Raw genomic sequence first — 23,841 nt, 5'->3', positions numbered from 1 at the left:
ACTATCCGGCCGAGCTCTTCTTCCCCATCGCCGTGGTCATCGCAGCGACCAGCGAAGTGAGATCGTAGGGTTTGCGCACGATCGGCACGTCATCCATCGACGCCGGGATCAGGCTGGTCTCGCCATAGCCCGTCGCGAAGACGAAGGGGATGCCGTGCTCGCGCAATGCCTGGGCTACCGGCATCGAATTGCCATTGCCGAGATTGACGTCGAGGATCGCCACATCAGGCCTCATGATCGTCAGCGCGATCAATGCCTCCTTGACCGAAGACGCCGTCTCGACCGATGCCGCGCCCTCATGGGTCAGCATGGTCTCGACGTCCATGGCAATCAGAAGCTGGTCCTCGACCATCAACACCTTCAAGCCACGCATCGACGCCATCGGCTTGTTGTCCTCGCGTCGGGCGCGCTGGTTGCGCACCGCCACCGGCGCGGGCCAGACAACGAAGCGCGCCGGGATGAGCAGCCGCACGCGTACGCCGGCCGGCTCATAGTCGACGTCACTTTCGCCGCCGAGGTCATAGGGAATGCTGCGACCGATCAGCATCGATCCAAAGCCCCGCCGCAATGGCGGGGTGACAAGGGGGCCATCGCGCTCAAGCCAGTGGATTTCGCAATCGCCGATAGCGGTTCGTTTCCACTGGAGCGACAAGCGCCCCGTGGTTACGGAAAGCGCACCATATTTGGCGGCATTGGTGGCCAGTTCGTGCAGCACCAGAGCAAGTACCGAATAGGCTCGGGCATCGAGCGAAACATCGGGCCCGGTCGCCTCGATCGCTTTCACCGTCTCGCGATACGGCGAAAATTCCGCATCGAGCAATCCCTTTAGCGCACCGCCACCAGCGCCGCGGATAACTTGGTCATGCGCCAGCGACAACGCCTGAATGCGCCCCTTCAGGGAGGCGACGTAATCCTCGATGCTGCGGCCATCCTCCACCGGGTGCGAGACCAGCGATTTGATCAGCGCGAGAATATTCTTGACGCGATGATTGAGCTCTTCATTCAGCATTTTCTGGCGCAGGTCGGCCTTGTGCCGCTCATCCGCCAGTAATTCATTATAGCGAAGCACCACTTCGACCAGAGCCGAGCGCGCAGCCTCTGCGGTGTCACGCTCGTTTTGCAGCCACGGCTGGGATTGACGCTGCACAGTCTCCTTCCAGATCGCGAAGCTCTTGCGTGGCGTCAGCCGATCGCCCAACCGGCCGATTTCGTATGTCTTGTTGGGATCGCCTGCCCAGTTCAGCGTTTGCGTTACTTCGCTGCGGAAGAACAGCAGATAGTCACGCGGAAACTGGGACAACGGCACAGCCAGCACGCCGGAGACGGCAGCAGCATAGTCTTCAGCCGGCGGCAATCGATCCGACAATGCGTTCGTCGCCCACACCCTGCCCTCGGCCACCGTGTTGATGAAGCCCATCAGCGCGGGCACTGCCGCAACCGGCGGCGCATTGCCGTGCGCTGTCCATGTCTTGTTGAGATAAAGGCCGACGCCGTCACACGGCATTAGAGCGCTAAAATCGCGAATGCTTTCCTTGAGCAGACTATCGACATTGCCGTGATGCGACACATTACGCAGCAACTGATCGAGATAGCGCCGCGCATTTTCGCTGGCCGCCAGCTTACGTTTCTGAATGAGCCCGGCCAGTTGCATGGAAAAAAACTCGCCGAACATTTCTGCAGCGACGCGTTTCTCCGTGGAAAGCGCGCGCGGTGCATAGTGATGGCAGGCAATCAAACCCCACAGCACACCATCGTGGATGATGGAAATCGACATCGATGCGCCGACACCCATATTGCGCAGATACTCGCAATGAATCGGCGAAACGCTTCGCAGATATGCAAAGGACAGGTCGAGCGGTTCACCGGATGTGTCGAACTCCGGCTCAATGGCCACGCGCTCGCCACTCGCATCCGAGACGACACGCACCGGGTTCTGAACGTAAAGCGCCCGCGCCTGCTGCGGGATGTCACTGGCCGGAAAGTGCTGCCCCAAAAAGCTCTCGAGATCGCCGCGGCGCGCCTCGCTGATCACCCGACCGGAGCCATCATGAGCAAACTGATAAACCATCACCCGGTCATAGCCGAGCGCGCCGCGCAGCAATCGAGCCGCATTGTCGAATAGCACATCGAGATCGTTGCATTGGCCGATACGACCGATCAGCAGGCGCGACAGTTCCAGAGGTGGCGTCGCGTCGCTGACATTGGCAGGCTCGAACTCGATAATGTTGACGCCCTTGTGCCGGTGCACAGCGACGTTGAACACGGTCTGCGAATACGCGACCTTAAAGTCGATCAACAATCCCGGGCGCTGCTGATTGCCCCATTTGGCGATCGCATTGCGAATGTCGTGCGCCGGCCCCTCGCCGATCAGATCATCGAGCTTTCGTCCATTGATGTTGCCTGACCCCACACCAAGCATCGTGCCAGCATTGACCGAGTGACGCCGGACCATGCCGACGGAGCCATCACAGGCCAGCAGGCATCCATATGGCTGAATGCTCCCGGGAATGTGAATCGGCTCGCGATCGCAGTTGGTCAGGTCGACGGGGTCAGCCTTGGTGAGCATCAAAAAGTCTCTGCAACGGCTTGGGGCTTTAAAGGACGGCCACCAGCATGGCACGGCTGCAAGCTTGAAAAAAGGTCAGCAAATACAGCGTTCAAAAGCACCTACCGAAACGGACCGGCGGCGGCTAAAGCAGCCGAGCGGGGAACCGATTAACGGGCGAGCGCCGGTTTTGATCCCCTGCCAATATCGATTTTCTAGGCCATAGGCGCGCGACGACCCGAGCCGGCACGAACAAGCCGGGTCATTTCGATTGCGAAGCGGCTTAACGGGTCCGGCGTGAGAAGAGCGAGATCAACACCGGGAGGGTAATCAGGATCACCAGCGGCGCCAGCATCATGCCGGTGACGACCACGACCGCCAACGGCTTCTGCACCTGAGACCCGATACCCTCCGAGAGCGCTGCGGGCAGCAGGCCGATGCCCGCCACGATACAGGTCATGAGGACCGGCCGCAGCTGCAGTTCGCCGGTCCGGATCACCGCCTTGATGCGCTCATGACCCTCGTCGATCAGCTGATTGTACTGCGACAGGATCAGAATGCCGTCCATGACAGCAATGCCGAACAGCGCGATGAAACCGATCGCTGCCGATACGCTGAACGGAATACCCGTAATCAGCAGACCGAGCACGCCACCGAAGATCGCCATCGGGATCACGCTCATGGCCAGCAACGTGTCGGCCATCGAGCCAAAGTTGAGCCAGAGCAGCACGCCGATCAAAGCGAGGCTGATCGGCACCACGATGGAAAGCCGCGCTATAGCGTCCTGAAGATTGCCGAACTCGCCGACCCATTCGGTCCGTGAGCCCGGCGGCAACTGGACCTGCGCGGCGACCTTCTCCTGCGCTTCTTGAATGGCGCTGCCAAGATCGCGTTCGCGTACCGAGAACTTGATCGGCAGATAACGCTCCTGGTTCTCGCGATAGATGTAGGCCGCACCCGAGACGAGATTGATCGATGCCACTTCACTCAGCGGGATCTGCGCGATGGTCCCGTTCGGACCGGCTGCGCCAATGCGCAAATTCTGGATCGCCTCGGCGCTACGACGATATTCCGGCGCCAGCCGCACCATGATCGGGAAATGACGATCACTGCCGGACTCATAGAGATCGCCTGCAGAGTCGCCGCCGATGGCTACCTTGATAGTGGCGTTGATATCGCCCGGTGCCAGCCCGTAGCGCGCGGCCTTGGCGCGGTCGACGTCGATCTGGATGGTTGGCTGCCCCAACGATGTGAACACGGCGAGATCCGTCACGCCCTGCACCGTGGACAGTACGGCCTTGATCTCGTTAGCGGTCTTGGTGAGTGCATCCAGATCGTTGCCATAGAGCTTGATCGAGTTCTCGCCCTTCACGCCGGAGACGGCCTCAGACACGTTGTCCTGCAGATATTGCGAGAAGTTGAATTCAACGCCCGGGAATTTCGTCTGCAGTTCCTTGAGCAGGCGCGCCGTCAGCGCATCCTTGTCCTGCGGCGCCGGCCACTCGGTGGCCGGTTTCAGCGGCGCGAAGAATTCTGCGTTGAACAAGCCGGCTGCGTCGGTGCCGTCATCTGGACGGCCATGCTGTGAGACGACGGATTCCACCTCGGGCTGCTGGCGAATGAGCCTGCGCATCTCGTTGACGTAAGTATTGCCCTCCTGCAGCGAGATCGTCGGCGGCAGTGTGGCACGGATCCAGAGATTGCCCTCTTCCAGCTTCGGCAGGAATTCCAGGCCGAGCATGCGCACCATGAACCCCGTCAAGACGACGAGGCCGATGGCGAGGCCCATGACGATCTTACGATTAGCGACAGCCCAGTTCAGCACCGGCACATAGAGATCGTGCAGCTTGCGAACGATCCAGGTCTCGGTTTCCTGAACATGCGCTGGCAGGATAATGGCGCTCAGCGCCGGCGTGATGGTGAAGGTCGCGATCAAACCGCCGGCGAGCGCATAGGCGTAGGTGCGCGCCATCGGCCCAAAGATGTTGCCCTCGACACCGGACAGCGTGAACAGCGGCAGGAAGGCTGCGATGATAATGGCCGCAGCGAAGAAGATCGAGCGCGACACGTCGGCTGACGCACTGAGGATACCGTGCTTCTTCATCCCCATGATGGTTTCGGCAGAGATGTGACTGCGCTCTGCCTCCGACAACGGCGTCGTCTGAGTGAGCCGTCTGAAGATGGCCTCGACCATGATGACTGTGCCATCGACGATCAGACCAAAGTCGATAGCGCCAACCGACAGAAGATTCGCGGATTCCCCACGCAACACGAGAATGATAACGGCAAAGAACAGCGCAAATGGAATCGTGGCGCCGACAATCAGAGCGCTACGCAGATTGCCGAGGAAAATCCACTGCAGCAATACGATCAACAGGATGCCGACCACCATATTATGGAGCACCGTATGGGTGGTGAGATCGATCAGATCCTTACGGTCATAGATGCGCTCGATGCGCACGCCGGGCGGCAGGACGCCTCCCCGGTTGATCGTCTGCACCAGTTGTTCGACCCGCGCGATGGTCGGTGAACTCTTCTCACCGCGGCGCATCAGGACGATGCCCTGTACGATGTCGTCGTCCTGATTGAGACCGGCGATGCCGAGCCGCGGCTTCTCGCCGACGGAAACCGTGGCGACGTCCTTGACCAGAACGGGGTTGCCGTTGGTCTGGGAGATCATCGTATTGGACAGATCGTCGATCGAGCGAATGAGACCGACACCACGCACCACCGCCGATTGCGGACCGATATTGACGGTATTGCCGCCAACATTGATGTTGGCATTGCCGACTGCGGTCAGCAATTGCGGCAGCGTCAGGCCGTAGGCGACGAGTTTGTTGAACTCGACCTGGATTTCATAGGTCTTGGTCTTGCCGCCCCAGCCAATGACGTCGATGACACCCGGCACCGACCTAAAGCGGCGCTGCATCACCCAGTCCTGCAGGGTCTTGAGATCGAGCACGCTGTAGTTCGGTGGTCCCACCAGGCGATAGCGGAAGATTTCACCCACCGCCGAGATCGGCGAAATAGTTGGCTGGGCGTTGCCCGGCAACGTCCCAAGCTGCGACAGCCGGTTTAGCACCTGCTGCAGTGCTTCATCATAGGTGTAGTCGAACGAGAACTGCAGTTTGACGTCAGAGAGACCATAGAGCGAGATCGTGCGGATCGTTTTCAGGTTCTTGATACCTGCGACCTGTGTCTCAATCGGGATCGTGATGTAGCGTTCGATTTCCTCCGCTGACAGGCCGTTGCTCTGCGTGACGATATCGACCATCGGCGGAGTCGGATCGGGATAGGCCTCGATATTCAGCTGATTGAAAGCGAACAGACCGCCGATGAAAACGACGGCGAACATCGCCACCATCAGCAAGCGACGGTCGACGGCCAAGGCAACAAGACGATCCATCCAGATCGGACCTTTCAGAAGAGCCGAAGCTGGGGGTTAGCTGGCGGAAGCCGCCCGGTCGATGAACAGGCTGCCCCTGGTGACAATGCGTTCGCCAGCTTTCAGATTGCCATGGACCTCGACAAGATTGCCGTTGGTCATGCCGGTCTTGATCTGGCGCAGTTCGATCGTCTTATCCTCGTCATGGGCAACCCAGACGCGGACCTGATCGCCTTCATAGATCAGCGCGGTCTTCGGCACACCGATGGTCGGCCGATCGCCGGGCGCGTAGATCGTGACGGTGGCAAACATCTCCGGCTTCAGCAGACCGTTGCTATTGTCCAACGTGGCGCGCACGAGCAGGCGGCGCGTCGCAGGATCGAGCGCGGTCGCGACGTAGCTGATGCGGCCAGTGAGCACACGGCCGGGGAGCGCCAGGACGGTGAAGCTCATTTCCTGACCGATCTGCACGGCAGCGGCCTCCGTCTCGCGCACAAATGCAGTGAGCCACACCGATGAGAGATCGCCGATCACGAACACCGGATCGGCAGCACCTGCGCTGATATATTGGCCGGGACCGATCTTGCGCTGAACTACAGTGCCCGCGAGCGGCGCATAGATGGTGGTTTCCGGATTGATGCGGCCCTTCTCCTGAAACGCCGTGATCGCTTCTTCGGAGAGGCCAAGGATGCGCAGACGATTGCGCGCCGCTTCCAAGGCCGTTTCGGCTGTGCGCTGATCGTTCAACGCCTGCAACAGCGTGGCCTGGCTCTGCTGATAGTCCTTGAGCGGTACCGCCTTGCCTTCGAACAGATCCTTGGCGCGTTTGTCCTGAATTTGCGCGAGGTCAAGCTGCGACTTCGCCTTGTTGAGCGAGGTGACCGCGGCAACGAAATCGTTCTGTGCGCCGACAGTGTCGGCCGCTTCGATGATGAAGAGCGGCTGGCCCTTTTCGACATGGTCGCCCGGCTTGGCCATCAGCTTGGTCACGCGGCCGGCATAGGGCGAGAAGATCGGTGTCGAGCGATCTTCATCGACCGCAATCTTGCCCTCGGTGACGTGTTCGGCACGGAAGGCATGCACGGTAACCGGTTCGATGGTCAGGCTGGCCCATTCAGACGGCGAGGTGGTATAGCGCTGCGGATTCTTCCGGGACTGGCTCGAAACGTCGGAATGCCCCTTCGACGGGGTCAACAGCCGCGCGTAGCCAATACCTGCGGCGACCAGCATAGCAGCAATGCAACCGCCCGCGATCAGGCGCTTTCCGCTAAACATCTGAGATTGTTGATCTAAATTCGTCACTGCCAAGTCCTTGGTAGGAAACGCACTTATTCCGCGGCGATTTGTCCCATTCACGCGCTAATAGTGCGCATCTGGTCGTTCAGACAATCTAAAAACGCATGTGCACTTACGAATCTTCGTTAAAACTTTGAAATCCCGAGAGTGAATTTCAATTACCGGTCGGCCATACCGCCGGATGGGTGCCGAGGGGCATGGCCGGACGCGCCCATGATGCTGGTGTGCGCGATAACACCGCTGCATGACAAACCGTAGACAACATGCCGAATCCCGACGGCATATCCTCTATAAACTCTTTCACCGTCTCCCCCGCCAGATCCGCCGCAGCCAAGCCATCGGGCAGCCGCCCCATATCCCATAGCCATTTACCTGTGCGGGCAAGAGAGACCTGGACGTGCCAACTCCCCCCTTCGCGCGCCTGACGTGCACGCGCCATCATGGCCCCGAACGCCATCAGGTAGCCCGTAGCGTGATCGAGCATTTGCGCCGGCAATTCCTTGGGTCCCTCGACGCCTGCCGCCTGCCCTTCGGCATGGTTGAAGCCGGTGGCGCATTGCACCAGTGAATCGAAACCGCGCCGTTCCGCCCAGGGACCAGAGCGGCCATAGGCCGAGAGCGAGACATAGACGATGCCCGGGCTGAGCCTGGCTGCTTCAACCGGCGAAAAGCCGAGTGCCGCAAGAGATTGCGGGCGATAGCCCTGCGAGAAGATATCCGCCTGCGCGAGCAATCCTCGCAAGGTGTCGCGCCCCTGCTCGCCCTGGAGATCCACGAAGCTCGAGAGCTTGCCGCGCCCGGTGTCGATGGTGAGCCACGGGATCGCCGGCAGATCGGGGCTGGAAACCAGCATCACATCCGCGCCATGGGCCGCAAGGGTACGACCTGCGACGGGGCCTGCGATGACGCGTGAGAGATCGAGCACGCGCAGTCCCGCGAGCGGCCGGGCGCCGATCGGCCACGGCTTGGGGTCGGCGTCGCCAATCCGGGTGATTTCCACAAGCGGCAGTTCTGCGATGGCTTGCGCCTGCGGCAGCGCCATCCATGCGTCATGGGACCGCATCAGCGCCACGACGCCGCCAGCTGCATAGGCCGCAGTCTCGAAGGCCTCGCCGTTCCATTGCATCAACGCCGCCTGCACGGCTTCGCGCTCCGGCGCGCATGACAGCACCTGGCAGACGGCGTCGCGATGATGCCGAAAATTGGTATGCAGCCGCACGAACTTGCCGTCACCGGTCTTGTAGACGCCTGCGATCGCATCCCAGGCGGGCGGCGGCGGATTGCCGTCGCAGCGCAGATAGCGCTCGCTGCGGCATTCGACGATGGCGTGGCGCATGTCGACAGAGACAGTCTGCGTCTGCCCGCTGCGTAGCCGCCAGATTTCGGCGGCCGCCATTCCGGACGCAGCGATACTGATCTGAGCGGCCGTGCCGACATGGAACGACGACGGCAACTGCGGCTCATGACCGGTCAACGTGACACGCTGAAGCGCCGCAATATCACCGCCGACCTGCTTCCAGAGGTCCGCAAGTCGTTCACGATTGTTGTGCATCAACGCCCTTCCCCTTTCCCACGCCACCGATTCAGCTCACGCTTCCAGGTGACCACATCCGTCATCGCGCCATCTTGCACAAGCGTGGAGGAGAGACCATGGCGATCATCGATCCATTGACAGCCGGCGCCGTGGTGCTGGCTACGGCTGCCACCGACGCGGTCTATGTGATGTTCACCTCTGCGGTGGTGGCCCGCCGACGCGTACCTGCGGCCACCTGGAGCAGCGTCTGGTATCTACTCTCGTCCTATGCCGTCATCAGCTATACCGAAAACTGGATATATGTAGGTTTCGCCGCCGTCGGCTCATGGATCGGCGCCTATGCCACTATTACTTTCCTGCACCGGCCGCCCGGCGGACCGCCAGTCGGCGCATCACCTGAATAGGTAGTAGCGGCTGAATGGTTTCTGAACGGCGCTTAATGGAAATCCCGCGAGCGCGGCAGGATCCGGACATTGCGCGGATGGCGCATGCGTTGCGCGGGACTGTCGGGATGCTCGCGGTGATCGTCATTGACCGGTTCGGGGCCTGACAGCATTTGTCGGGGCCCGCCAAGCGCATCGTTGGCGAGATGTTTCAAATCGTCCGAGCGATCGACCAGCCGTTCTGCAACCAGATGGACGACCTTTTCTGGACTACTCTGGATGCGCCCCTCGACCAGGATGAGTCTGGATCCCATGACTTCCCTGCGAAACTGCTCCATCACCTTCGGCCATACCACGATATTGGCGATACCGGTCTCGTCTTCCAGCGTCATGAAGACAACGCCATTGGCGCTGCCCGGCCGCTGCCGCACCAGCACGACACCGGCACAGCGCACCCGCCGTTTGTCATTGGCATCCACAATGCTCGCGCAGGTTACCACTTTTTCCCGCGTGAAATTCGCGCGCAAGAACTCCATGGGATGTCCCTTCAGCGACAGCCGGATAGTCTGATAATCGGCGACCACCTGTTCGGGCAAAGGCATCTCAGGCAGAGGCTTCGCATTCTCGTCCGGCTGCTCGCGTGCGGTCGCGACTTCGAACAGCGGCAGTGCCACGTCATCGGGCAGCCGCCGCACTGCCCACAACGCCGCGCGACGATCCAGTCCGATGGAGCGGAACGCGTCAGCATCCGCCAGCATAATCAGTGCGCGCTTCGGCAAAGCGGTGTCGCGGGCGAAGTCTTCCAGGGAGGTGAAGGGCCGCCGCTCACGCGCCGCAACGATGCGCGCGCCCCAGTCTTCTCCCGGCGGCTTGCCAGCTTTTACACGTTCGCGCTCCTCATCCGGATCCGCCCATTTGAATCCATCGATCTGGCGAAAGCCAAGGCGAACCGCGCAATAGTCTCCGCTGGGTTCTTCCAGCGTATTCTGCGAATGACTGAAGGATACATCGATCTCCCGCACATCGACGTCGTTGTCGCGCGCATCGCGCACGATCTGCGAAGGTGCGTAAAATCCCATCGGCTGCGAATTCAAGAGCCCGCAGCAGAATACATCCGGATGATAATGTTTCAGCCATGACGAGACATAGACCAATTGCGCAAAACTCGCCGCATGGCTCTCGGGAAAACCGTAGCTGCCAAAGCCCTTGATCTGATCGAAGCAACTGGTGGCGAAAGCCTTGTCGTAACCACGATCGATCATCTTACCGACCATCTTCTCCTCGAACGTATGCATGGTGCCGACATTGCGAAACGTCGCCATGGCGCGGCGCAGACCGTTAGCCTCCTCCGGAGTGAAATGCGCCGCCTTGATGGCGATCCGCATTGCCTGTTCCTGGAACAGCGGGACACCAAGAGTTTTATGCAAAACGTCTTTGAGTTCGTTCCTGTTGCCGCCTTTCGGATACGGATATTCGATCTCGTCAGGGTCCATCGCCCGACGCTTCAGATAGGGGTGCACCATGTTGCCCTGGATCGGTCCCGGACGCACGATCGCGACCTCGATGACGAGATCGTAGAACGTCTTCGGCTTCAGCCGTGGCAACATATTCATTTGCGCGCGGCTTTCGACCTGGAACACGCCGAGAGATTTACCTTCCTGAAGCATTTTGAAGACGTCAGGGGCGTCGTCGTCCTCTGCCTTGATATCTTTGAGGCCGTAGCGCTGCCCTTTGTGATGGGCAATCAGGTCAAGACATTTCCGGATGCAGGTGAGCATGCCCAAAGCGAGCACGTCGACCTTCATCATTTTCATGGTGTCGACGTCGTCCTTGTCCCATTCGATGAAGGTGCGGTCGTCCATCGCCGCATTCCCGATCGGCACATAGGTGTCGAGCCGGTCCTGCGTCAGCACATAGCCGCCGACATGCTGCGACAGATGGCGCGGAAATTCGATCAGCTCGGTGGCCAGCTCGACAGCGCGCACGATCATCGGATTGGACGGATCGAGACCGGCTTGCTTGACCTGCATCTCGTTGAGGCCCTTGCCCCAGCTCCCCCAGACCGTATCGGCCAGCGCCGCTGTGACATCTTCTGTCAGCCCCAGCGCCTTGCCGACATCGCGGATTGCCGAGCGCGGCCGGTAATGGATAACAGTGGCGATGATTGCCGCGCGATGCCGGCCGTAGCGCCGATAAACATATTGCATCACCTCCTCGCGCCGGACGTGTTCAAAATCGACGTCGATGTCCGGCGGCTCAAGCCGCTCCTTGGAGATGAAGCGCTCGAACAAAAGGTCGACCTCGGCGGGATTGACCGAGGTGATGTCCAGCATGTAGCAGACCGCGGAATTAGCTGCCGAGCCCCGCCCCTGACACAGGATGTTCTGACTGCGCGCATAGCGGACGATGTCGTGGACGGTCAGGAAGTAATGCGCGTAACCGAGCTCGGCGATGAGCGCGAGCTCCTTGTGTAAGGTGGCTTCGAGTTTCGGATCATGGATGCCGGGGAAATGCCGATTCATGCCCTCCCATGTCAGATCCTCAAGATGTTGCTGCGCGCTCTTGCCGGGCGGCACAGGCTCGTCGGGGTATTGATACTGGAGCTGGTTGAGCGAGAATGTAATGCGATCGGCAAAACGGATGGTCTCGCGGATCGCATCCGGATAATCGCGAAACAGCCGCGCCATTTCAGCAGCCGGCTTCAGATGCCGCTCGGCATTCATTTCCAGCACGCGGCCGGCCTGCTCGATCGTCGTCTTCTCACGGATGCAACTGACCACATCCTGCAGGATGCGGCGATTTGGCGTGTGATAGAGCACGTCATTGGTGGCGATCAGCGGCACGCGCGCAATGGATGCGATGCGCTGCAGCTTTGCCAGACGACGCTTGTCATCCCCGCGATGAAACGGACTGGCGCCAAGCCAAATGCCTTCCGCTGGCAGGCCCGATAGTGCATCGAGCGTGCGCAGGACAAGATCACTGTCGATCCGATAGGTCGGCATTAGAACAAGCAACACCCCTTCGCTAAACTCCGCGAGATCGCCGAGCTGCAGCAGGCATTCACCCTTGTTGCCACGCAGCTTGCCCATGCTGAGTAACTGGCACAGCCGACCATAGGCGTTGCGGTCGCACGGATAGGCAAGGATGTCCGGCGTGCCGTCATTGAAGACCAGCCGCGTGCCGATCAGAAGCTTCGGTTTGTAGACAAGATCCTTGTGGTCCAACTCGGCAAAGGCACGCACCACACCGGCCATGGTGTTGTGATCGGCAATGCCAATGGCATAAAGCCGCTCGGCACTGGCCTGGTGCACATAGTTCTGCGGATGCGACGCGCCGCGCAGGAACGAGAAATTGGTCGTGACGCCGATTTCGGCATAGTCTGCGTCGAGCCTGCTCATGCGAACAGCCCGTGCACGAACCATTTCGGCGAAACGATGTGATTTTCCGCATCCCTGATCTCGCCATACAATCCGTCGCGGAAAAGCCAGAAGCGTTGACCTGCCTCATCCTCGACACGAAAGTAATCGCGCGTCGGCTTCGCCTCCTGCGCACGCCACCACTCCATCGACACACGCTCCGGGCCTTCCACATGAACGACGTTGTGAGACACCCGTCGCCAAGTGAATTTCTTAGGCGGCTTGTCTGGAAACTCCGCAAGCGGGACGTCAATCAGTTCGGGCTGCTCGAACAATCGTAACGGCCGCAGCGGCGGTTCGTCTTCGCGCACCGGCCAAACGGCCTGCATGGCGGCGGCCAGATGATGCTGTGCCGGCACCGCCAGCATCTCGCGTTCGGGAACGTGGCTCTCGACTGGCAGATAGACCTGCACGCGACGTGGCCCGATCCGCGCGGCGATACGGTCGATCAGGTCAGCCAGTTCATCATTGGCGTGCACATTGGCATCAAGGTCGCGCTGCTGCTGCACGACAATCTCGGTACGGCTGGCCGACAGGCGGATCATATCGAAACCGAAACCGGGATCGAGCGGATCGGCAATCGCGTCCAGTCGTTCGCGGAACAGCCGGTCGATCACTTCGCCTTTGGAGACGACCTGCCCGGTTTCCACCGTGATGGCCCGCACTGCGCCATCGGTGCGGAAGAACGCCGCTTCCAGCCGCCGCGCGCCCTTGCCCTGCCTGTCCATCGCATCGATCAGCGTGCGTGCCAGCTTGGCCAGTGTCAGCGTAATCACGACATCGGTCGCAATCGGTTCGGCAAAACGTTGCTCGACGATGTAATCCGGCAACGGCTTGCGCGGCGAAATCGGCGCATCGCTGTGCCCCAGCGCCTGTTCCAGCAGCGTCGTGAATTCCGCGCCGAAACGTGCAGTGATTTCGGGGCGCGAGCGCGAGGCGACATCGCCGATGGTCTTCAAGCCGGCGCGGCGCAATCCGCGGATGATCGCCTCATCGGCGCCGAGCGTGAACAGCGGCAGCGGCGTCACCGCTTTGGCCTCCTCGCCCGCAGCGACGATCCGGCCATGCGCATAGCGACTGAGCGTGCGTGCGCATGTGGATGTCCCCGCAATCGCTGCGCTGACGATAAACCCCTGCCGCGACAGCGTCACACAGAGCTGTTTCATCAGCGCCGCCTCGTCGCCGAACAGATGGGCGCAGCCGGTGATGTCGAGAACCAGACCATGCGGCAGATCCAGCGCGATCAGGGGCGTGAAACGATCGCACCAGTCGGCGATGTCGGTCAGCGTCTGGGTATCGGCGACGGGGTCGGCGTCAAACACCTGGATGTCCGGACAGACCGCGCGAGCATTGGCAAGCGGCAGGCCGGGCTCGAGGCCGAGCTTCGCCGCGGCATCATTCAGCGTGGAAATCTGCAACGCATTGTTTTGCTTGGCGACGACGATGCAGGGCTGCGGACTATCCTGTTCTCCGTTGCGGATACGCTGCCGCTTGATGCGATCGGTCGGCAGGCGTGGCAGCCACAGGCTGAGGATACGCCGAGATGTCACGGAACACGCACTCATCACACTTCCATTCCATGATCCATTGGCCGTTCGGGCCATGGCGGTTGCGAACCAGTTGCACGTCGAGCATTGGCGCGCCCCATGCTTCCCAGGACCTGACCGGCGGCGAATGCGCGGAGCGGATGAGCCAGCGGGTTTCCGCCGTACTCGGCGCCGGAACACCTGCGGTCCGCAGCAAGAGACAGGTGACGCCCGAGCCCCGCGCTGCCAGCGTGAGTTTACGGCTGGCGACCATGTCGAACTGCCTGCTGTCGCCCCAGGTCTCCAGCACGACGCTGCCCAGCGCATCGCAGGCCAGCGCATCAGCCGTGGTCCGTAATGCCGTCTCGACATCCGGCGCGCGCACGGTGACCAGTAAACGCGGATCGAGGCCGAGCTCACGCCAGCCGCTCATGGCCAACGCGCCACATTCGCGTTCGGAGAAATCCTGCCGGATCCACAGCAGCGGCCGCTTTGCCGAAACACGATGCGCAAGGCCGGCGACAAAGCCCGTGGCCGCCGCGCTGTGACGGCCTTCGGCGAACACCTCATGCATCGTGCCACGTGCGAGCCCGCCTTGTAGCGCCGCGTCCGCCTCGGCATGACCGAGCGATACCCGATCCGGCGCGTAGGTATCGCTGTGGGTCTCGATGCGCTCGATGCTGCCGCGCAGACGCGCGAGCGTGGTCATGCGTGCGCCGGTCATGCGCCGCTCCTCGAAATTGTTTTGCCGTGGCGGGTTTTTAGTGAACCCATGGCCGGGCCATTTGTTCATGATATGTTCTAATATAAAGCCAACATGGCAAGCCGAGTCAATCGGGATCATCAGCCACTTTTTTAGCATTTGAAATCAAAGGGATTTTTGAACATGGACGTGAAGCGCAAGCTGGAGATCCTGGCGGATGCCGCGAAGTACGACGCGTCCTGTGCGTCCAGCGGTACCGAGAAACGGGACTCCCGCGACGGTAAAGGCATCGGCTCGACCGATGCAGGAATGGGGATCTGTCATTCCTATGCGCCGGACGGCCGCTGCATCTCGCTGCTGAAGATCCTGCTCACCAATGCCTGCAATTACGATTGCCTTTATTGCGTCAACCGGGCCTCCAGCAATGTGACGCGCGCCCGCTTCACCGTGGACGAAGTGGTGCAACTGACGCTGGATTTCTACAAGCGCAATTACATCGAGGGACTGTTTCTCTCGTCGGGCATCATTCGCAGCCCCGATTACACGATGGAACAGGTTGTCGCCGTCGCGCGGAAACTGCGCGAGGAACATCACTTCCGCGGCTATATCCATCTCAAGACCATTCCGGAAGCCGACGATGTACTAATTACCGAGGCCGGCAAATATGCCGACCGCCTCTCCATCAATATCGAGGTGCCCGAGGAAGACAGCCTGGCAAAGCTGGCGCCGGAGAAAGACGTCCGCGCCATTCGTCGCACCATGGGTCGATTGCGGTTGAAGCTCGATGAAGCCCGCGAAGAACGCAAGCCGACGCCACGCGGCAAAGTCGGGCCGCGTTTTGCACCGGCCGGCCAGAGCACGCAGATGATCGTCGGCGCCGACAGCGCCAATGATTCAACCATCATCCGAACCTCGGCCAATCTCTACGGATCCTACAATCTCAAGCGCGTCTATTACTCCGCTTTCAGCCCGATCCCCGATGCCAGCCGTTCGCTGCCGCTACGCGCGCCGCCGCTGATCCGCGAGCATCGGCTGTATCAGGCCGACTGGCTGATGCGCTTTTACGGCTTCGACGCCGACGAAATCGTCGATGACAATGACGGCATGCTGTCGCTGGACATGGATCCGAAGCTCGCCTGGGCGCTCCGACACCGCGACCGCTTCCCGCTCGACGTCAACCGCGCCAGCCGTGAAGACCTTTTGCGCGTGCCCGGTTTCGGCGCCAAGGCCGTGCAACGGATCATCGAAACGCGCCGCATCTCGTCGGTCCGCGTCGGCGACCTCGCCCGGCTGCATATTCCGCGGAACAAGGCACTGCCTTTCATCGTTCTTCCGGATCACCGCCCGGCCGTGAATTTGCTGGATGGCGCGAAGCTGGCGGAGCGGTTCAAACCGAAGGCAACCCAATTGGGATTTGGATTCTAGAATTTCATTTCAGGAGACCTGATGCACACCATTGTGCTGGAGAGCGACACCGACTTTGAAGGCTGGCGCAAGGCGGCACGCAAACTGGCGCTCAACGACATTGCTCCCACTGACGTGACATGGACGGTTGCAGGCGCCGAGCCCGAATTGTTCTCCGCCTCACCGGCAACGTCGCTATCAGACGCTGCAAAAGGCACGTTCAACGTTCCGGCCAAATTCGTCGAACTCGCCCAGACCGCCATCCTGCATCGTGATCCCGAACGCTTTGCCCTGCTCTATCGTTTGCTGCGGCGGCTGCGCGACAATCCCGATCTGATCCACGTCGCCATCGACTCCGACATCACCAAACTTCAGGCCATGGCCAAGGCTGTCCGACGCGACGAGCACAAGATGCATGCTTTCGTGCGGTTTCGCGAAATCGGCCGTGAGCCGAATTCGCATTTCGTCGCCTGGTTCGAGCCAGAACATCACATCGTCGAACTCGCGGCGCCCTTCTTCGCGCGGCGCTTCGCCGACATGGCGTGGTCGATCCTGACGCCGGATCTCTGCGCGCATTGGGACGGCCATGCGATTTCCATCACGCCCGGCGTCAACAAGTCGGATGCGCCAACGAAAGATCGGCTCGAAGAGGTGTGGCTGACCTATTACGCCAACATTTTCAATCCGGCGCGGTTGAAGACCAAGGCAATGCAGAACGAGATGCCGAAGAAATACTGGCGCAACCTGCCCGAAGCCGCACTGATCAAGCCGCTGATCGCAGAAGCTGAACGCATCACACGAGACATGATCGCGGCAGAAGCCGGCGCGCCCAAGAAACCGCAACGTCGGGAGGAGACCATGGCCAAGTCGCATGCGCCCAAAACGGTCGATACCGGGACGGAAAGTCTTGCCGCGCTACGCGAGAAAGCGGCCGATTGCCGTGCCTGTCATTTGTGGAAAGACGCGACACAGACCGTGTTCGGCGAAGGTCCGCAGCATGCTTCTGTAATGATGGTCGGCGAACAGCCCGGCGACAAAGAAGACCTCGCCGGCAAGCCGTTTGTCGGACCTGCCGGACAGATGCTTGACAAGGCCCTGAAGGAAGCCGGCATTGTCAGAGATAGAGTCTATGTCACGAATGCCGTGAAGCATTTCAAATTCGTTCCGCGTGGAAAATTCCGTCTGCACCAGAAGCCGGCAACGCCGGAAATCAAGGCGTGCCGTCCCTGGTATGAGCGCGAAAAAGCGTCCGTGAAACCCGAGCTCGTCGTCGCGATGGGCGCGACAGCCGCGCAAAGTGTGCTCGGCAAGATCACGCCGATCGGCAAGACGCGCGGCCGGATTATCGAGGCTGACGACGGCACACAGGTTCTCGTGACCGTGCATCCATCCTATCTGCTACGACTACCGGACGAGGATGCCAGAGCCCGCGAATATGCGCATTTCGTCGATGACCTGCGCATCGTCGCCAAGCATCTGAGCGCGGCAGCGCACGCAACCTGATCTTTCAGATTACGAATTCCCGCATCACGCGCCTTGTATCCATCTCGAATTCGAGATCGACAACCGGCGGCCGCGCAAAGTGCCAGGTCATACCCTGCCGCGAGGCACCACGCCTGACCAGTTCGTCGGCCACCACAGGATGGAAATCCTGCACCGTGTAGATCTGCGTCGCGGTTGTGTCCTTCCATGAGAAGCCGAACGCGCCGAGGCGCTCTTCCATATTGCTCATGGTCATGCGCGCCTTCTCACGAAATGCGTCGGGTGAGGTTTCGCGATAGCGCGTGATGCGCTCCGGATATGTTCCAGGTCCGCCACGCGCTTCAGCGCCGCCGGCAATGACGAAGCTTGGCTTCGCGCCGAGTGCCGGCCGCGTGAAGGAGAAAGCATAGAACGACGGCTCACTCGGCGGATCGATCTCGAGACAGACATTGCTGCGCGCCACGGGATTGTTGGTACCGTCGAAGATGCCCCACTCTGCGAGCGTCTTGACATAGTGCTCGTTGAATTTCCGGAAGCCTGCTTCATCGACAACCGCAGGCGAGCGCAGCTCGCAGGCGCAAAACGACGTCAGCGGACGATCGGCAGCGAGAATGTAGTCGGCAATACGCGCGAAGCCATCGGCTAGAGGCAACCATCGGTCGAAGCGAACGCGCTCGATCTCGAAATCCGCATTGGCAGCAACGCCGCTCGAATACTGAAACACTGCGGGAATGTAGCGATAATTGCCGGCCGGAAAATCGCGCGTCATGGGTGGGTCCTGTGGGGTCACGCGGACCGCCAAAAGATAATGGCGGACCGCATCAAGCGATCCGCCATCCAACCTCAAACCATGTGGCCCTGCAAGCTCGGCTTCGCAAGGCCACGTCGTGCGATCAGGCCGTACGCGTGTGCTCCAGATCGAAGTCGGCAATCTGCTTGGCGCGATCGGTCTCCTTGCTGGCGCGGTGATCGGTGGCGATGGCCACATAGACCGCGGGCAGCACGAACAGCGTGAACAGCGTACCGATCATCATGCCGGAGACGACCACGAGGCCGATCGAGAAGCGGCTCGCCGCACCTGCACCCGCCGCGGTGAGCAGCGGCAGCAGACCGGTGACCATCGCAGCCGTGGTCATCAGGATCGGACGCAGACGCACGCGAGCGGCCATCTCGATAGCCGAGCGACGATCGAGACCTTCCTTGAGCTGCAGCTCGTTGGCGAACTCCACCATCAGGATGCCGTGCTTCGAAATCAGGCCCACCAGCGTCAGCAGACCCACCTGGGTGTAGATGTTGATCGTCGCCAGACCGAAGAACAGCGGGATCAGCGCGCCCAGGATCGCCATCGGCACCGTGATCATGATCACCAGCGGATCGCGCAGACTTTCGAATTGCGCTGCCAGCACCAGGAAGATGATGATCAGCGCGAAACCAAAGGCGACCGCGAGCTGATTGCCTTCCTGCACATATTGCCGACTGTCGGCGAGATAGTCGTGGTTGAAGCCCGACGGCAACTGCTTGGCCGCGCCTTCGAGGAAGTCGACCGCCTGACCAACCGTCACGCCCGGCATCGGCACGGCCTGGAAGGTCGCCGAATTCAGCTGATTGTAGTGCGACAGGGCATTCGGATTGGTGCCGGTCTCGACCTTGACCAGCGTCGATAGCGGCACCTGCTGGCCCGTATTCGTCGGCACATAATAGTCCGCCAGCGAATCCTGCGAGATGCGCATGGCGCGCGGCACCTGCGGGATCACCTGATAGGAGCGCCCTTCCAGATTGAAGCGGTTGGTGTAATTGCCGCCGAGCAGCGTCGCCAACGTGCTGCCGATGCTCGCCATGGTAATGCCGAGATCGTTCGCCTTCGAGCGATCGACGGAGACGCGCACCACCGGCTGGTTGAAATCGAGGTCGCTGTCGCTGACGATGAACAGACCGCTCTTGCGCGCGGTGTCCTTCAGCTTGACCATCTCCTCATAGACCGACTGGAAGCCGTTGGTTGAGCTGATCACCATCTGGATCGGCAGACCACCGGGACCGCCCGGCAGCGCCGGAAGGTTGAATGCGAAGGCATTGACGCCCTCGATCTTGCTGAGTTCGGCCTGCACCAGCGGCTTCAGCTGCGTGGAGGAACGCGTGCGTTCGTCCCATGGCTTGAGCAGCATGCCGGCGATGCCGTTGCTCGGACCATTAGTGCCGTTGATGATGAAACGCAGATCGGTTTCCGGGAATTTCTTGAACACCTCGTCCATGCGATCACCGTAGAAATCCGCGTAGTCGATATTGGCGTATTTCGGCGCCTTGGTCACCGCGAACAGGATGCCCTGATCCTCCTCGGGCGCCAGCTCCTTCGACGTATTCATGTACATGAAGCCGACGAGACCGAGGATCACGACGGCGAACATGGCCGTGATGGGGCGATAATCCAGCGAGCGGTCGAGCTGCCGACCATACCAGCGCGTGGTGGCGCCGAACACCTTGTCCACCTTCTTGGCAAACCAGCCCGGCTCTTCCTGCTTCAACAGCACCGAGCACATCATCGGTGACAGGGTCAGCGCGATGACGCCGGACACGATCACCGAGCCCGCCAGCGTGAATGCGAATTCGCGGAACAGCGCACCGGTCAGACCGCCGATGAAGCCGATCGGCGCATAGACCGCCGCCAGCGTGATCGTCATGGAGATGACGGGACCGACGATCTCGCGTGCGCCCTCCAGCGACGCCTGCACCGGCGATTTGCCCTCCTCCAGATGGCGATGGATGTTCTCCACCACCACGATGGCGTCGTCGACAACGAGGCCGATGGCCAACACCATGGCCAGCAGGGTCAGCAGGTTGATGCTGAAGCCCATGATGAGCATGAGGCTGCAGACGCCCACCAGCGACAGCGGAATCGTCACCACCGGGATGATGACCGAGCGGAACGAGGCCAGGAACAGGAAGATCACCACGATCACGATGCCGACGGCTTCGATCAGCGTGTGTTCCACTTCGTCGATGGACGACGTGATAAACTTGGTGGAGTCGTAGGCGACCTTCATCTTCAGCGATGGCGGCAGGTTGCGTTCGAGCTCGGGGAACAGTGCGCGCACGCCCTTGACGATGTTGAGCGGATTGCCGAGCGGCGTCGACTGCACGCCGATGAAGATCGCGCGCTCACCACTGAACGCCACGCTCGCGTCCGTACTCTGGGCCGCAAGCTCGACGGTGGCGATATCCTCCATACGGACAAAGCCGCCGTCCTTGGCTTTCACCGTCATGCGCTTGAATTGCTCGACGTTCTGTAGGTCGGTATCCGCCGTCACGTTGGAGACGATGTAGTAGCCCTTGGTCTGACCGGCCGCCGCCTGGAAGTTGTTGGCGCGGATCGCCGCGGCGACATCGTCCGGAGATACACCGCGCCCCTGCATGCGCAGCGGATCGAGCCACAGGCGCATCGCGAAGGTCTGGCCGCCAAGGATTTCGGCCGACGCCACGCCATCCACAGTCGACAGGATCGGCTGCACCGCGCGCGTCAGATAGTCGGAGATCGCCGAGCCGGACAGTTCCTCGCTGGAGAAGCCGAGATACATCACGGCCGTGGTCGAACCGGTCGATTTCAGGATGACGGGGTCGTTGGCTTCCTTCGGGATCAGATATTTGACCGAATTGACCTTCGACAGCACTTCGGTGAGCGCGGCGTTGGGATCGACGTTCAGCTTGATATAGACCGAGATCAGGCTCTGGCCCTGCGTCGATGCCGACGTCATGTAGTCGATGCCTTCAGCAGCCGCGACGGCCTGCTCGATCGGCGTGGTGATAAAACCCTGCATCAGATCCGGCGACGCACCAGGATATGCCGTGGTGACGGTGATCACGGTGTTCGACAGTTTCGGATACTGGCGGATCGGCAGGCTGGTTGCAGCCTTGAAACCGATCAGCAGGATCAGCAGGCTGACGACCAGCGCCAGCACCGGGCGCTTGATGAAGATATCCGTGAAGACCATTGCGGTCGCTCCGTCATCGGCACCGTCTGCAGGCCATCACAGGCCGCGCGACGATGCGAGAAAATTCATTCAGATGAAACGGGACGGACCGCATGTCGCGGCCCGTCCATCGGGTCTTAGTTCAACGGCGGCTTCGCCGGAATCTGCGGCAGCGGATCGGTCGAGATTGACACCAGCGCACCCGACTGCAGCTTGAGCTGGCCCACTGCGACCACACGATCACCAGCCTTCAGGCCCTGCGTGATCACCGCGCGGCCATCGAGGCGAGCGCCGGTGCGCACGAAGGTTCGCACCGCGGACAGCTCGGTCTTGCCATCGTCGGTCTTCTTCTCGGTGATGAGGTAAACCGAGTCACCATAGAGCGTGTAATCGACGGCGGTTTCCGGGACGGTGATGACAGCCGGCTTGTCCGGCAGCACGACAGTCGTGGTCGCGAACATGCCCGGCTTCAGGATGCCTTCAGGATTCTGCAGCGTCGCCTGGACACGAATATTACGCGTATCCGAGCTGATCTGCGGCTCGATCGTGGTGATCTTGCCTTCGAACTTGCGGCCCGGATAGGCGTCCACCGAAATGCGCACAGCCTGACCGACCTGCAGCTTGCCGGAATCTTTTTCCGTGACCGTGAAGTTGTTGTAGACGGCGGACAGATCCGTCAGCGTCACAATCTGCGTACCGGCGGTCAGATACTGGCCGACTTCCACACGACGCACGCCGAGCACGCCGTCGAACGGGGCGCGCACCAGCTTCTGCGAGATCACGGCTTCGGTCCTGGCGATGCCCGCCTGCGCCTGATCGTAAGCTGCCTGCGCGGTATCGACCGTCGCCTGCGGACCGAACTGGCGCGATGCGAGTTGCTTGGCACGGTCGAGATTGAGCAATGCCACCGTGGCCTGCGCCTTGAAGCTGGCGAGGTCGCCCTGCTCGGGACCGTCGAACAGCTGCAACAGCGGCTGGCCGGTCTTCACCGTCGCGCCTGCCGTGAACATGATGTCGGTGATGCGACCATTGACGTCGGAGGTGACATTCACCTGGTGCACGGCGGCGAGATCGCCGACTGCGCTGATCAGGTTCGGCACCACTTCGGACTTCGCTTCGGCGATGCTCACCGCAGTCGGCGGCGGCTTCATGGTGGCGAAGAACTGCTTGATCATGTGGGCGCGGAACGCGTTGAAGCCCACGAGGCCGCCCACCAAAACCGCCAGCAGGATGCCGACAATGATGAACCAACGCACCATCCGCGGACGCGGACGGGGCTTCTCGACGGTCGCGCGCGGCGCCGTAGTGCTGTTGGACTCGGTCGTGAGTGTCATGTCATGCGCTTTCTGTCGTAGTCGCTGGCATCAGGTCCGCCGGAAGCTCGCGATCGATATATCTTGCGATCGCCGTGTCTTTCAGTCCGATTCCGCGGAGAATAAACTCGCAAAGTTGCCGCTCGTTGTCGGCGGTGCTGGCATAAGGCAAACAGGGAACCGAGGGAAGTCTCGAGATCGCCGCCATCATCGCCGTGTGATGCGCAAACCAGAAAAGCCCCATCGGCTCCCTTCCGATCCGCACCGCATCGCCTGCCCCGACAGCGTGGTCCAGCGACGTTGTAAAGTTCGGTCCGATCAGTGCACCGATCTTGTCGAACAACAGCCGGGCGAATTCGCCATCCTGTAACTGGCTGATCACCATCAGCCGCAGACGCTGCGCCTCTTCATGATCGGGATCGGGATCGCGCGGAATGTCGAGGAAGTGCCCGACCATGCTGCGGATCAGAATCACCAGTGTCTCGGTCGAAGCCGGCAGACCCAGCAGCTTGTTCAGTCCGGGATCGGCTTCGCATTCCTCGGCCAGGATCTCGGCATAGAGTGCGGACTTCGTCGGGAAGTGTTTGAACAGCAGGCCTTCCGAAATGGAGGCTGCAGCTGCCACGCTCTTGGTCGTGGTGCCGGCAAATCCATTGCGCGCAAAGCATCGCTTCGCCGCGCTGAGGATCAGCTCACGCCTGAGATCATGGGTCATTCTTAGTGTGCTCATAGCGTCGTGAGTAAGCACTCACCTCTATTCGTGTCAAGAAAATGGTGCGTTGCATCCTGAGAATGACTGCAGGTGGTATCTGGCCGCCACAGTGTTGCATTCTCGCGACGCCAAAGCGCCCGAGCTATACCGCCCCCTCAAGATGAGGGGTGGCAGCGCGCC

Annotated in this window: 14 protein-coding genes; 3 read left to right on the top strand and 11 right to left on the bottom strand. The window is 60.9% G+C overall.

The window, feature by feature from the left end:
- Position 1: 1 nt before the first annotated feature.
- The 4 genes from ACEK02_RS24600 to ACEK02_RS24585 form a co-directional block, all read right to left on the bottom strand.
- Positions 2-2,566 carry an HWE histidine kinase domain-containing protein gene (locus ACEK02_RS24600; protein WP_371424115.1) on the bottom strand — a complete coding sequence of 855 codons (2,565 nt, stop codon included), beginning with the start codon at positions 2,564-2,566 and terminating at the stop codon, positions 2-4.
- Positions 2,567-2,828: 262 nt separating this feature from the next.
- The gene (locus ACEK02_RS24595; protein WP_371424114.1) at positions 2,829-5,951 is read right to left on the bottom strand and encodes an efflux RND transporter permease subunit; all 3,123 of its coding nucleotides are present in this window, start codon (positions 5,949-5,951) and stop codon (positions 2,829-2,831) included.
- A 36-nt stretch (positions 5,952-5,987) separates the two neighbouring features.
- Complete coding sequence (locus ACEK02_RS24590; protein WP_371424132.1) at positions 5,988-7,160, bottom strand: efflux RND transporter periplasmic adaptor subunit; 1,173 nt, start codon at positions 7,158-7,160, stop codon at positions 5,988-5,990.
- Between the two features lie 220 nt (positions 7,161-7,380).
- Positions 7,381-8,778 carry a CoA transferase gene (locus ACEK02_RS24585; RefSeq protein WP_371424113.1) on the bottom strand — a complete coding sequence of 466 codons (1,398 nt, stop codon included), beginning with the start codon at positions 8,776-8,778 and terminating at the stop codon, positions 7,381-7,383.
- 98 nt (positions 8,779-8,876) lie between these two features.
- Between ACEK02_RS24585 and ACEK02_RS24580 the strand changes: the two genes are divergently transcribed.
- Complete coding sequence (locus tag ACEK02_RS24580) at positions 8,877-9,164, top strand: hypothetical protein (RefSeq protein ID WP_371424112.1); 288 nt, start codon at positions 8,877-8,879, stop codon at positions 9,162-9,164.
- Between the two features lie 32 nt (positions 9,165-9,196).
- Here ACEK02_RS24580 and ACEK02_RS24575 read toward each other — a convergent pair whose 3' ends face one another.
- Genes ACEK02_RS24575 through ACEK02_RS24565 form a run of 3 tightly spaced genes read right to left on the bottom strand, consistent with a single transcriptional unit; the run spans position 9,197 to position 14,809 of the window.
- Positions 9,197-12,541 (bottom strand): error-prone DNA polymerase, encoded by a 3,345-nt coding sequence (locus tag ACEK02_RS24575; protein ID WP_371424111.1) that lies wholly within the window; start codon positions 12,539-12,541, stop codon positions 9,197-9,199.
- Positions 12,538-14,124, bottom strand: a complete 1,587-nt coding sequence (locus ACEK02_RS24570) for a DNA polymerase Y family protein (RefSeq protein WP_371424110.1) — start codon at positions 14,122-14,124, stop codon at positions 12,538-12,540. The genes ACEK02_RS24575 and ACEK02_RS24570 overlap by 4 nt, the downstream gene beginning before the upstream one ends.
- Positions 14,018-14,809: an ImuA family protein gene (locus tag ACEK02_RS24565; protein WP_371424131.1), complete on the bottom strand. Its 792-nt coding sequence runs from the start codon at positions 14,807-14,809 to the stop codon at positions 14,018-14,020. The genes ACEK02_RS24570 and ACEK02_RS24565 overlap by 107 nt, the downstream gene beginning before the upstream one ends.
- A gap of 162 nt (positions 14,810-14,971) precedes the next feature.
- Here ACEK02_RS24565 and ACEK02_RS24560 point away from each other — a divergent pair, with 162 nt between their 5' ends.
- Entirely contained in the window at positions 14,972-16,213 is a 1,242-nt protein-coding gene (locus ACEK02_RS24560; RefSeq protein WP_371424109.1) for a putative DNA modification/repair radical SAM protein, read from the top strand.
- Between the two features lie 21 nt (positions 16,214-16,234).
- On the top strand, positions 16,235-17,695 hold the full coding sequence (locus ACEK02_RS24555) for a UdgX family uracil-DNA binding protein (RefSeq protein ID WP_371424108.1): 1,461 nt from the start codon (positions 16,235-16,237) through the stop codon (positions 17,693-17,695).
- Between the two features lie 4 nt (positions 17,696-17,699).
- Here ACEK02_RS24555 and ACEK02_RS24550 read toward each other — a convergent pair whose 3' ends face one another.
- The 4 genes from ACEK02_RS24550 to ACEK02_RS24535 form a co-directional block, all read right to left on the bottom strand.
- Positions 17,700-18,443: a hypothetical protein gene (locus ACEK02_RS24550; RefSeq protein ID WP_371424107.1), complete on the bottom strand. Its 744-nt coding sequence runs from the start codon at positions 18,441-18,443 to the stop codon at positions 17,700-17,702.
- 124 nt (positions 18,444-18,567) lie between these two features.
- A complete protein-coding gene (locus ACEK02_RS24545; protein WP_371424106.1) occupies positions 18,568-21,657 on the bottom strand; it encodes a MexW/MexI family multidrug efflux RND transporter permease subunit in 3,090 nt (1,029 codons plus the stop codon).
- Between the two features lie 116 nt (positions 21,658-21,773).
- Positions 21,774-22,970, bottom strand: coding sequence for an efflux RND transporter periplasmic adaptor subunit (locus ACEK02_RS24540; protein ID WP_371424105.1), 1,197 nt, complete (start codon positions 22,968-22,970; stop codon positions 21,774-21,776).
- 1 nt (position 22,971) lies between these two features.
- Entirely contained in the window at positions 22,972-23,679 is a 708-nt protein-coding gene (locus ACEK02_RS24535; protein ID WP_371424104.1) for a TetR/AcrR family transcriptional regulator, read from the bottom strand.
- Positions 23,680-23,841: the final 162 nt, after the last annotated feature.

Source organism: Tardiphaga sp. (genome assembly GCF_041424195.1).
Lineage (GTDB): Bacteria > Pseudomonadota > Alphaproteobacteria > Rhizobiales > Xanthobacteraceae > Tardiphaga.
This window is presented reverse-complemented; position numbering and strand designations above follow the sequence as displayed.